This is a genomic window from Acinetobacter vivianii (assembly GCF_014635885.1).
Taxonomy (GTDB): domain Bacteria; phylum Pseudomonadota; class Gammaproteobacteria; order Pseudomonadales; family Moraxellaceae; genus Acinetobacter; species Acinetobacter vivianii.
Genome location: NZ_BMDR01000004.1, coordinates 398,823 through 411,222, shown reverse-complemented (window position 1 = coordinate 411,222; position 12,400 = coordinate 398,823). Strand labels below are relative to the sequence as shown.

Here is a 12,400-nt window from a genome sequence, read left to right as displayed (position 1 = left end):
AACAGCGCAGTGATGAATGGATTTATTTTGCAGAGCGAAATATAATGGCAAAACTATTGCTTTAATTATATTTGAGGATCGAATGTCTCAAAACATGGAAACTGAAAAACCAATAAATTTTGATGAGATACGTTTAGATCCTATTTCGCATATACATCGGGAAAATAACCCGCAATTTATTGCTTCTTTAGCGCGCGGTTTAGAACTTTTAAGATGCTTTTCTGCAAATAATCAGGTGCTTGGTAACCAAGAATTAGCAAAAATGACGGGGTTACCTAAACCGACTATTGCACGTATTACCAATACCCTTGTGTCATTAGGCTATTTAAAACAATTGCCTAACTCAACCAAATACACACTAGACATTGGTGTTTTATCTTTAGGATATGCAGCATTATCTAATATCTCAATTCGTAATATTGCTCATCAATATATGGAAGAATTGAGTCAGTATGTTCAAGCCCCTGTGGCGATGGCAACGCGTGACCGATTAAATATGGTGTATATCGATGTTGTACAAATCGAAACTGCATTAAATATGCGCCGTCCAATTGGGTCAACCTTACCACTTCATAGTAGTTCAATGGGTCGAGCTTGTTTGGCTGCAACTCCTGAACGTGAGCGCAACTTTCTACTCGATGCACTGAAACAAAAGAACCCCGAAAACTGGCCAGCCATAAAACGCTCTTTAGAACGAGCTTTCCGTGATTACCAAGATTATGGATATTGTTTGTCTTTAGGCGAGTGGCATAAAGAAGTGAACTCGGTGGCTGTACCTTTAGTCAGCTCCAAACATGGTCTTTATGTTTTTAACTGTGGTGCGCCAAGTTTTCATTTAAATCCGGAAAAACTTGAAGGTGAAATTGGACCACGTTTAATCCACATGGTGCACAATATTCAAGATGCCTTGAATGAAACGCACTAATAACCATACTTAAAACAGTCATGGTTGAGTTGATTAAAGTTCCTCTTTCATTATGACTATAGGCATGATGAAAAACGTACTCTATACCCCAACCATTATTTTAATGGCGATTGCCGCAGGCATTTGTACAGGTGGAAATTATTTTAGTCAGCCACTCATTCACTCAATTAGTGTAAGCCTAGATTTAACCGAAACAACTACAGCGTGGGTGCCAACTCTAGCCCAAATCACCTACGCATGTGGCTTGCTCTTCTTAATGCCATTAGGGGACATCATAGAAAAGCGCAAGCTACTATTTATCTTTATGTTATTAGCTGCAAGTGGATTACTTATTAGCGGTTTTTCGCACAATATTTATCTTTTACTACTTGGCACCGTCATTACTGGTCTATTTTCCAGTTCAGCCCAACTGTTATTGCCCCTTGCTGCAAGTCTGGTTCCGATTCAACAAAGCGGCCGTGTGGTTGGCTTTTTACTGAGCGGACTGATGATGGGTGTTTTACTCGCCCGTTCCCTTTCAGGGCTGATGTCTACGCTTTTCGCTTGGAATATTATTTATTTGGTCAGTGGTTTTCTATTACTTGTTATTGCCTTTATTTTGCATCGTAATATCGGGTTATTTCCACCAACCAAATCTGAAAACTATGTAAAAACTATTCGCTCTTTACCACAGATTTTTATTCAAAATCGGCGTTTAAGAACCAGAACTTATATTGGTGGTTTTACATTTGCTTGTGTGAGTTTAACCTTTACCACAATGTCGTTGCTACTGGCTCCAGCGCCCTATTTTTTTAGTGACTTTACCATTGGTCTTTTTGGTTTTGTTGGCGTGTTAGGGACTTTCATTGCTAATTTCTCAGGCAAATTTATTGATCAAGGCTATATTCATAAAATTTCGATTTATTGCGGCATTGGGCTAATTTTAAGTTGGATACTTTTTTCACTTTTACCATATCATTTCGCCTTTTATATTATTGCTTTACTTATTCTCTACGCTTCGCTTTCTGCTGTTCATGTTACTAATCAAAGTATTGTATTTAAACTTAATCAAGAATTACGCTCACGATTTAACGCGATTTATATGACAGGTTACTTTGCTGGCGGCGCATTAGGCACAACAGCGGGAAGCTATGCTTGGAAACACTTCGGATGGATAGGTGTCTGTATTTTAGGCTTAATTTTTGCCGTGCTATGTCTTTATTATTGTTTATGTGATGCAAAAAAACCAGCATAAATATGATGCTGGTTTTTTAAAATGAAGAACGTGCTTAACTAATTTCGGTACGAATATTATTCACCATATGTAAAAGGCGTGGAGCAATATCCTCTTCAAGCTTCTCACGGTTCATAATAAAACTTGGACCGCCACAGTTAAATACCAGTAAACCATGCTGTTCATGAATTAATGGAACAGCAACCGAGTTGACATCTTTATGCCATTCACCCACTGAAAAACAATAGCCAAAATCCTGATAGTCTTTAAAGGCTTTATCCAGATCACGGTTAATCTTGATCCAGTCTTCTTTATGCTTGCTGCGAATCGCATCAAGTAAAAATTCTCGTTCATCTTCAGGCATGGCAGCTAGGCAAGCACGTCCCATCGAACTCAAATGAATGGGTAAATAAGTACCGACCTGACGGCGCATGGTCATATTGCCTTTGCCCTGTACCACATCCAGATAAATCATATTCAGACGATCACGTGTTGCCATTGCAACCGCAGCACCTGCATAGTCAGCCAAATTCTTCATATAAGGATGCGCAATAGAACGAATCGATACATTTGAAAGCATGGAATAGCCAAAAGCCAAGACACCCACAGAGAGCTGGAATTTGCTTGAATTCGGGACTTGCTTGATATATCCCAAACGAGACAAAGTATGTGTGAGACGGGTAATCGTTGGCTTCGGCAAACCTGTCATTTGCGCCAATTCCTGATTGCCCAGATGCTGATGTTTTGGAGTGAAACAGCGTAGCAGCTCTAAACCACGAGCTAAAGCCGTAATAAATTGGCGGTCATTTTCATCTTGCATGTCTTCAATTGGATGTAACAACTCATGCCTTAAAGGCGCTAATAATTTTTCTGTTTGTTCTGCATCTACGGCATCATTCATGATTTTACCAATCTAAATATTTGTTTCGCACTGCGAAAATTATAATCTATTTTTTCTATAATAAACAGTTAAAGCTCATCCATGAATATCTAACTAAACAACAAAGTTAAGTACAATCAAAAAGCAAAGTCAAAATACAGATGCATTTTGACTTTGGTACATTCGTTATCCAATAATTCCTTTCAGCTTTAATTCATCCAGTTTTTCCTGAGAAAGAACCCGGGTTAAAATCGTATCAGTATGCTCACCCAATAAAGGTGGCGCAGTTTTATACTCAACTGGCGTTCTTGAAAGTTTGATCGGCGATCCAATCACGGTGAGCTTTTCACGTTGCGGATGCGGCATATCAACCAGCATTTTTCTTGCAATCACTTGCGGCTCTTGAAAAGCCTGCTCCAGATTATTGATCACCCCAACTGGAACTTTGGCCGCATAAATTGCTGCAACCCACTCATCCGCAGTCTTTGTTAAAAAATGCGCTGATAAAATCCCAATAATTTCATCACGATGCTTGATTCGGTCCGCATTTCGGGTAAAACGCGCATCATTTGGTAAATCGGGTAAACCAATACTTCGACAGAGTTGAATAAACTGAGTGTCATTGCCACACGCAATAATAAACTCCCGATCAGCAGCTTTAAACACCTGATATGGCACAATATTGGCGTGTGCATTACCATAACGTACAGGGACTTTCCCAGAGGACAGATAGTTCATTCCCTGATTGGCCATAGTGGCAATCTGCACATCCAGCAGCGCCATATCAATATACTGACCTAAACCTGTCGCATGGCGGTTCAGTAAAGCCGCCTGAATAGCAATGGTCGAATAAAGTCCTGTCGCCAGATCAGAAAATGCCACACCTACTTTTTGTGGGCCACCTCCAGCTAAATCATCCTTTTCACCTGTGATGGACATCAGCCCACCCATTCCCTGAATAATAAAATCATAGCCAGGCTCTTCTGCACGTGGACCGTCTTGTCCAAAACCCGTAATTGAACAATAGACCAGACCCGGATTGATTGCTGACAATGCAGCATAATCCAGCCCATATTTTTTCAGCGAACCAGCCTTATAATTTTCAATGACAACATCTGTATCCTGAATTAAAGCTTTGATCAGTTCCTGTCCTTCAGGAGTGGCAATATCAATTGCAACTGAGAGCTTATTACGATTAGTCGACTGATAGTAAGCCGCTTCTCGCGTGTCAGATCCAGCATCATCCTTCATCCAAGGGGGTCCCCATGATCGGGTATCATCTCCGACCATTGGTCGTTCCACCTTAATCACTTCTGCGCCCAGATCAGCAAGTATCTGCCCACACCACGGTCCAGCAAGTACCCGACTCAAATCAAGTACACGAATTCCATTTAAAGCGCCCATGTTTATCCTACTCACCTGTGCTTAATTTCCTATAGGAAAACTTACTTCACATAAGTTTCGCATAGCGATATACGTTTTTAATATACAAACAAGATTTTAAAAAATCAAACCTTAATTTCCCATCAAAAAATATGATTTTTATTCAATAAATATAGATTAATTAAATCAACAGATTAGAAACTACTAACAACAAACAAAATATCGCATTGCGAAATTTATTTTCAAAATATATTGTTTTATGTGATTCCTTTGATTACTATCGCATCAATATTGATGATTTTACGAACATCGTATTTTTTGTTTTTAGCTGTTTGTACAAGGATAAGACTATGGTTCGAGATCAAGAAACACTGAACCAACTGGTCGATATGATTCGACAGTTTGTTGAAGGTGTTTTAATTCCTCGTGAGAATGAAGTCGCTGAAACAGATGAAATTCCAAAAGATATTATTGAGCAAATGAAATCGCTTGGCCTGTTTGGATTAACCATTCCAGAACAGTACGATGGTCTTGGGCTGACGATGGAAGAAGAGGTCTATATTGCTTTCGAGCTTGGCCGCACTTCCCCAGCCTTTCGCTCTCTGATCGGCACCAACAATGGGATTGGCTCTAGCGGTCTAATTATTGATGGCACAGAAGCACAAAAATCTTTTTTCCTGCCTCGTTTAGCACGTGGTGAAGTGATTAGCTCTTTTTGCTTAACCGAACCAGACGCTGGTTCAGATGCAGCAGCCTTAAAAACCACGGCAGTGAAAGATGGCGATTTCTATGTCTTAAATGGTACCAAGCGCTTTATTACCAATGCACCCCATGCTGGCGTCTTTACAGTGATGGCGCGAACCAATCCTGATATTAAAGGTGCCGGCGGCATTTCTGCATTTATTGTCGATAGTCAAACTTCGGGGATTTTTCTTGGTAAGCGCGATAAAAAGATGGGGCAAAAAGGTGCACATACCTGTGATGTTATTTTTGAAAACTGTCGCGTTCCCGCTTCGGCATTAATTGGTGGAATCGAAGGTGTTGGTTTTAAAACTGCCATGAAAGTTCTCGATAAAGGCCGACTCCATATTGCGGCACTTAGTGTCGGGGCAGCCACACGAATGCTGGATGACGCATTGAATTACGCCATGGAGCGTAAACAATTTGGTCAGCCGATTGCCGAATTTCAACTGATTCAAGCCATGCTCGCTGACTCTAAAGCTGAAATTTATGCGGCCAAATGTATGGTGCTTGACGCTGCGCGATTACGTGACATCGGACAAAACGTCAGTACAGAAGCATCTTGCGCCAAAATGTTTGCCACTGAAATGTGTGGCCGAGTTGCAGATCGCTGCGTACAGATTCACGGCGGCGCAGGCTATATCAGTGAATATGCGATTGAACGTTTTTATCGAGATGTCCGCTTGTTCCGTTTATATGAAGGTACAACCCAAGTTCAACAAATAATTATTGCCCGAAATATGATTCGAGCAGCTTCTTCATGACTCCCAAGCACTTTAAACGACTTAAGGTGCTTTAAATCAAATGTAGGTAATGGATTATGGCTACACTCTACAGTACACCTCGCTCACCAATACAAGCACATACCTGGAAAATTGCTTTTATTTTTGCCTTTTTGGCTTTGCTGGTCGATGGTGCGGATCTTATGCTGCTGTCTTACAGCTTAAACAGTATTAAGGCAGATTTTGGCTTAAGCTCAGTTCAGGCAGGTATGCTCGGTAGTTTTACTTTGGCTGGTATGGCCATCGGCGGGATTTTTGGTGGTTGGGCATGTGACAAGTTTGGACGTGTCCGCATCGTTGTTATTTCTATTCTCACCTTTTCGCTATTAACTTGTGGCTTAGGTTTTACCCAAAGTTTTCTGCAATTCGGAATCCTAAGATTTTTTGCCTCTCTTGGCCTTGGTTCACTCTATATCGCCTGTAATACTCTCATGGCGGAATATGTACCAACACGTTATCGCACAACTGTACTCGGAACCTTACAGGCAGGTTGGACCGTCGGATATATTGTGGCGACCCTGCTAGCAGGCTGGATTATTCCAGATCATGGTTGGCGTATGCTGTTTTACGTGGCGATTGTCCCAGTGATTATTGCTGTATTAATGCATATGTTTGTTCCAGAACCAGAAGCATGGCAACAGTCTCGATTAAAACAATACGATACAACAGTCAATACCGAAAAAACCTCTGCTTTTAAACTGATTTTTCAAGATAAACGCAATCGTAATATGTTTATCTTATGGGCATTAACCGCAGGTTTCCTACAATTTGGTTATTACGGCGTGAATAACTGGATGCCTTCATATCTGGAAAGTGAACTGGGTATGAAGTTTAAGGAAATGACCGCTTATATGGTGGGCACCTATACCGCAATGATTCTCGGCAAAGTTCTGGCTGGAATGATGGCGGATAAATTAGGTCGTCGTTTTACCTATGCTTTTGGCGCGATTGGTACTGCTATTTTCTTACCCTTGATTGTTTTTTATAACTCTCCAAGCAACATTCTATATTTACTGGTGACGTTCGGTTTCCTTTACGGTATTCCTTATGGCGTAAACGCGACCTATATGACCGAAAGCTTTGCGACAGCCATTCGCGGTACAGCCATTGGTGGCGCTTACAATGTTGGTCGTTTAGGCGCAGCACTTGCCCCTGCAACCATTGGTTTCTTGGCTTCTGGCGGTTCTATTGGTTTAGGTTTTGTGGTGATGGGTGCTGCTTACCTGATTTGTGGTGTGATTCCAGCACTATTTATTAAGGAAAAACAATATGACCCACAAAATTCTTAAATAAGATATTCCAGAACATCATGGGGTGGCATGAAAATGCATGATGACTTGAATACGCTTAAATATTAAATGTATTCATGCAGGAGAATACTCCTCCTACCCAATAACGTTAGAGTGTTTCTCATTCTTCGATTAAGCTTTTTAGGTAAATCTAGTCCTCTCGAGGGCTAGGTTTAAAAATAAAATCCCCAAACTATTTAACAGCTTAGCCTATTAAATGTCTAATTTCCCCTACATCCACACTCGTACATTGATTAAACACAGCAAAACGTTGTAATTCTATTTCTAAAGCTTGAATAAAAGCCTCTCGATCCTGCATCTTCGGATCTTCCAAATGCAGACAAATCACCTCTAATCGCTTTTCACTGCGATGCACTTTGCAATCAATGCGCCCAACAAACCGATCTGCATATAACAGCGGTAAACAAAAATAACCATATTGTCTTTTCGCAGCTGGCACATAACATTCAATACGGTAATCAAAGTCAAATAAAGTACTCAAGCGCTCTCGATGAATCACCAAATTATCGAAAGGAGACAATATTTTAAGTTGCGCTTGAATAACGGGTTTATGGTCTAATATCGCACTGGCTGCATAAATCGTTTGTCCATTTTCCAGTTTCAGAACCTTTACTAAACCTGCATCGATATGTTCATCCAATACGGTACGCATCACCTCACGTAACGCTTTTCCTTTTAAATGCAATAACTGCTTCCATGTAAATACACCGTGTGCGCGTATGTTCATGTTCAATAAATAATGTGCATATTCATGCAACGTCGGTGTACTCAGATCAATCCCTTGTGGCAAACAGCGTTCCGTCAGGTCAAAGACTTTCTCCATGCCATTACGCTCACAGATCATCAAGTCACCTTGCATAAATAACTGCTCAAGCGCCTTACGACTTGGACCGGCATTCCACCAACCTGCTGGGCCTTCCCGCTTCTCCTTCTGCATATTTCGCAGTTGAATTTTTCCTTCTGCTTTAACCTGAGCCAGAATCTCCTTCATCAAACGCGGATCACTTTTGAAATAGCGACTTTCACCCTTTCGTATCGCATTCATCAAGGGCATGGCATAACGATAATCCCGCATCGGCAGATAAGAGGCTGCATGTGCCCAATGCTCGAAAATAAGCTGATCTTTCACTAACTGATTTAAATGACTCAGCTGATAACCTGGCACCCGGCTCCATAGGACATGATGATGCGCACGCTCAACCACTGAAATAGTATCTATTTGCACATAACCGAGATGCTCAATCGCGTTCAGTGTTCCAGATAATCCTTCACCAAATGTGTTATTTTTTTCCAGACCTTGATGGGACAAGGCCAAACCTTTTAATAATGACAGCATAAATTTATCGTTGATCTTATGTTCTCAAACCATACAAATGGTCGTGAAATGAGTGAATTGATTTCATCTCACATTATCACATTCGCCGAATCATTTTCCTTGTAAATAAAAGCGCGGAGCCACACCTAAAGAACGTTTAAAGGCCGCAGTAAAGGCGCTACTGCTACTATACCCAAGCTCCATCGCCACACGGGTAATCGGCTGTCCTAATTCCATTCTGGTCAGTGCATTCAGTAGACAGGCCTGTTGCCGCCAATGACTAAAACTCATGCCGGTCTGTAGCCGAAAAATTCGGGTGAAATTGCGACGACTCATCCCAACCTGTTCTGCAATCTGGTCCAGATCATGGTCTAAAGTCGGTGCTTTTAATAATTGCAAACATAATGCGGCCAAACGTGGCTCTTGTGGTAAAGGCGCATTCAATGGCAATTCAGGCATCAACGCGATTTCGGCAATGATCAATTGCATCAAATAATCGTCGCGTCCACCCAATTCATATTCGGCAGGCAGATCAACCGCTGTCGAGAGTAATTCATGCAATAACGGCGATACATTGATCACTGCACAATAACAAGCCAAACCTGCTTTGCGCGCTATTTCTGGAAGAATATAGGCACTGCGGGTTTTGGTAATACCGCCCATATGCACTTCATGGTCAATGCCAGCAGGAATCCACAACGCACGTTTCGGTGGTACCACCCAACTGCCTGTATTGGTGGTTACCGTTAATACCCCTGTTATCGCATACAAACATTGCCCTCTGGCATGACGATGGCTTGCCAGAATTTGACCATCTTCGTAATCATTGCCTGTTGCCATGACATTACGGGCCACATCCTGATAATCATTGACCTGAATATTACGCATTAGCTTCGTCTCTCAATATGGCCTGAAATCGATACTATCTGTCCCAAATATGATTGTGGGCCGCTTTCAGTTCAGTTTAGGATAAAAATGCTGAAAAACAAACCTTCTTCATTATCTCAATTTAAGCTGATACAACCTGTTGGAGCACGTATGGCAAATCATACAGGGACTCTTGAGACCACCTTTCCACAAGAGCAATTTCCACCTCAAGATCAACCTCAAAAATTCGTGTTGCGTGTGGTCGGTGCAGTCGCCTTTGCCCATCTATTAAATGACTCTATTCAGGCGGTCGTCACTGCAAGTTATCCCATGCTCAAAGCAGAGTTTTCTCTAAGCTTTGCCCAGATTGGCTGGATTGCGCTGGTGTATCAAATTACCGCGTCATTATTACAACCGTGGATTGGCCTCTATACCGACAAACATCCAAAACCATATTTATTACCTGCGGGCATGTTCGCCACGCTGATTGGCATTGGGTTAATGGCGATTGCAGGAAGTTATCACAGCTTACTTCTTGCAGCTGCACTGATTGGTATAGGTTCATCCACTTTTCATCCAGAAGCATCGCGTATCGCCCGTACTGCATCGGGTGGACGTTTTGGTACGGCACAATCCATGTTTCAGGTTGGCGGAAATACCGGTTCAGCGCTGGGTCCCTTAGTTGCTGCAGCCGTGATTATCCCCAACGGACAAGGGGCAATTGGCTTATTTGTTCTAGTTGCTGCTTTGGCTATTTTCGTTTTATTACGCGTGACCAAATGGCTGGTCAAACAAGCACCTGCACAACGCCTCGCCAGTCAACGCGCCATTTCGACCTTGACACGTAAACAGGTGATTCAGGCCATGGCCGTCATCTGTATTTTACTGTTCGCCAAATTTATCTATATCGCTGCCATTACTAATTATTTTACTTTCTATTTGATCGAACGATTTAACGTTTCAATCCAGACATCACAGCTCTACTTATTTATATTTTTAGGCGCTGTGGCACTCGGCACTTTTGCAGGCGGCCCAGTCGGTGATCGTATCGGACGTAAAGCCGTGGTTTGGGTATCCTTTTTAGGTATCGCGCCATTTGCCCTGATGCTGCCTTATGTCGGCCTAACAGGAACCGCCATTCTGGTCATTATTATTGGTTTAGTGATGTCTTCTGCCTTCTCTGCGCTTGTGGTATATGCACAGGAAGCTGTACCCGGTCGGGTTGGCATGGTTGCGGGCTTAATGTTTGGACTGATGTTCGGTATTGGTGGAATTGGTGCAGCAGGTTTAGGTCATTTAGCGGATACACATGGCATTGTCTGGGTTTACAAACTCTGCTCGTTCTTACCTTTGTTAGGTTTTATGACTGCGTTATTGCCAAACACTAAAAAGTAATTTTTATATTCCCTATAAGACAACAGCCACTCTCGACTGTTGTCTGGGTTGAAAAACGTTAAAGTTGTTCAGACTTGATCTATTTTAATAAAATACACTGATTCACCAGACTGAATCGGTGGCTCTGCAAATGGCACAATGATAATGCAATTGGCAGCAGCAAAACCATCAATCTGAAAAGGTTGTTGTGGAATGATCTGTAGCGAATATTGACCAGCTGCTTCAAACTGGTAGCGTCCCCATAATAATGTTCTATACTTTGGATCAGGCTCAAGCTGCTGGTCGATCCTGCCTTGCACATACAGATTCTCAAAAAAATCAGGATCATGCTTATTTAAAATATATTTCACAAATACGTGCATCAACAGTGCAACATCTTGCATATTACCAGGTAGACTGATAATCGTAGTTCGATCTTCAGTGATCTCTGTACGCATTTCCCTTAACTGCCCACGTTCATCATAACGGTTTACGACCTGAGTGAGTCTAGGGCTTCGGTCATTACTCTGAAAAATCCGGAATTCACTGGCTGGTACACAACATGTCGTAACGGGACCATCACCATTGCCTTGATAAAAGTTAGCCAGCTTTGAAAGCCCTAATCCAGAACCATAATGATTTAAAGGTGACCAGCATAAAATAATGTCAAACTCAGGAATTTGCTCATCAAAAAACTGATGATATTCGTCCCAAGCGGAAGTCAAGCTTCCATCTAATGCGGGATGTCCAGCTTCTTGATGGGAATTAAATGCCCTGTCATAACGTGCCGGTTTATGCGGTTTAATCTCAACCTCGCCATACCCCCATGTTTTTAACAAATCTTTGAGATATAAGCATTCTTCACTGATTTCCCCCGCTTGATCGAATGGAAACATATTAACAATCAGGATTTTAGGGTGTCGATAAATAGAAAACTCTGTAATACCCGCACGTCTGAGTGCAACTAACCGTTCAGGTGTAATTTTCTGATTTTTTGCAAGGATTAAATCGCCTTGTTTAAACACACTGCCTTGTCGAATAACACCTTGCATCGGTGCAATAGTTTTTTTTATTTTTACACCGCTGCTCTTACCAGAGAAATCTAAGCGCTTATCCTGTTCTAAAATAATAGTATCTACCCCTTCAGGAAGTCTGGTAAATTTAGGGATCTTGATTATATATCTGTCCAGATCAAGTTTATAAGGATTAATAGAGTGATATAACTGCTGTGTCCAGAAATACAAATCTCTTTCTATCACCAGATTTTTTGAACTAACCTGCTGAGTGATATTCGAATCAATCGCCCAGCCTTCATAGGCAGAAAAATTGTGTAGTGGAAAATCTTGTAATGCATAAAGATCATCAGTATTGATCTGATTGAGTGCATCATCCAGCTTAACTCGCTGTTTTACATTTCCTTTTGGTAAATATTGATGAATGCGGTAAAAGGCATCAGTTAATCTGCAGGGAAGGTTTTCAGGTACAGGCAATCGATTGAACATCTATATTATTCCGCAACGTACTTATAAAGTGAGTACGAATCTATTATTTATAATGATAAAAATAGGACAGCTTTTTAAAATATGATTATCCCTTCATACTGAAGAATA

General features: G+C 41.5%; 9 protein-coding genes and 1 pseudogene. 5 read left to right on the top strand and 5 right to left on the bottom strand.

Annotation, left to right across the window (positions count from 1 at the left end):
* Positions 1–82: 82 nt before the first annotated feature.
* The gene (locus IEV36_RS10795) at positions 83–925 is read left to right on the top strand and encodes an IclR family transcriptional regulator (protein ID WP_005258328.1); all 843 of its coding nucleotides are present in this window, start codon (positions 83–85) and stop codon (positions 923–925) included.
* A 64-nt stretch (positions 926–989) separates the two neighbouring features.
* Positions 990–2,184, top strand: a pseudogene (locus IEV36_RS10790) (MFS transporter).
* Positions 2,185–2,193: 9 nt separating this feature from the next.
* Here the strand turns inward: IEV36_RS10790 and IEV36_RS10785 are convergent.
* Positions 2,194–3,039 carry an IclR family transcriptional regulator gene (locus IEV36_RS10785; protein ID WP_005258332.1) on the bottom strand — a complete coding sequence of 282 codons (846 nt, stop codon included), beginning with the start codon at positions 3,037–3,039 and terminating at the stop codon, positions 2,194–2,196.
* Positions 3,040–3,204: 165 nt separating this feature from the next.
* Positions 3,205–4,422, bottom strand: a complete 1,218-nt coding sequence (locus IEV36_RS10780) for a CaiB/BaiF CoA transferase family protein (RefSeq protein WP_005258333.1) — start codon at positions 4,420–4,422, stop codon at positions 3,205–3,207.
* A 329-nt stretch (positions 4,423–4,751) separates the two neighbouring features.
* On the opposite strand from IEV36_RS10780, the gene IEV36_RS10775 reads away from it, so the two are divergent.
* Positions 4,752–5,906 (top strand): acyl-CoA dehydrogenase family protein, encoded by a 1,155-nt coding sequence (locus IEV36_RS10775; RefSeq protein WP_005258334.1) that lies wholly within the window; start codon positions 4,752–4,754, stop codon positions 5,904–5,906.
* Positions 5,907–5,962: 56 nt separating this feature from the next.
* Entirely contained in the window at positions 5,963–7,213 is a 1,251-nt protein-coding gene (locus IEV36_RS10770; RefSeq protein ID WP_005258335.1) for an MFS transporter, read from the top strand.
* Positions 7,214–7,418: 205 nt separating this feature from the next.
* Here the strand turns inward: IEV36_RS10770 and IEV36_RS10765 are convergent, their stop codons facing one another.
* Complete coding sequence (locus IEV36_RS10765) at positions 7,419–8,570, bottom strand: winged helix-turn-helix domain-containing protein (RefSeq protein WP_005258336.1); 1,152 nt, start codon at positions 8,568–8,570, stop codon at positions 7,419–7,421.
* A gap of 90 nt (positions 8,571–8,660) precedes the next feature.
* Positions 8,661–9,437, bottom strand: a complete 777-nt coding sequence (locus IEV36_RS10760) for an AraC family transcriptional regulator (protein WP_005258337.1) — start codon at positions 9,435–9,437, stop codon at positions 8,661–8,663.
* Positions 9,438–9,587: 150 nt separating this feature from the next.
* Here IEV36_RS10760 and IEV36_RS10755 point away from each other — a divergent pair, with 150 nt between their 5' ends.
* Positions 9,588–10,811 (top strand): MFS transporter, encoded by a 1,224-nt coding sequence (locus IEV36_RS10755; protein WP_032864066.1) that lies wholly within the window; start codon positions 9,588–9,590, stop codon positions 10,809–10,811.
* 68 nt (positions 10,812–10,879) lie between these two features.
* Here the strand turns inward: IEV36_RS10755 and IEV36_RS10750 are convergent, their stop codons facing one another.
* Complete coding sequence (locus IEV36_RS10750; protein WP_005258339.1) at positions 10,880–12,292, bottom strand: molybdopterin-binding domain-containing protein; 1,413 nt, start codon at positions 12,290–12,292, stop codon at positions 10,880–10,882.
* Positions 12,293–12,400: the final 108 nt, after the last annotated feature.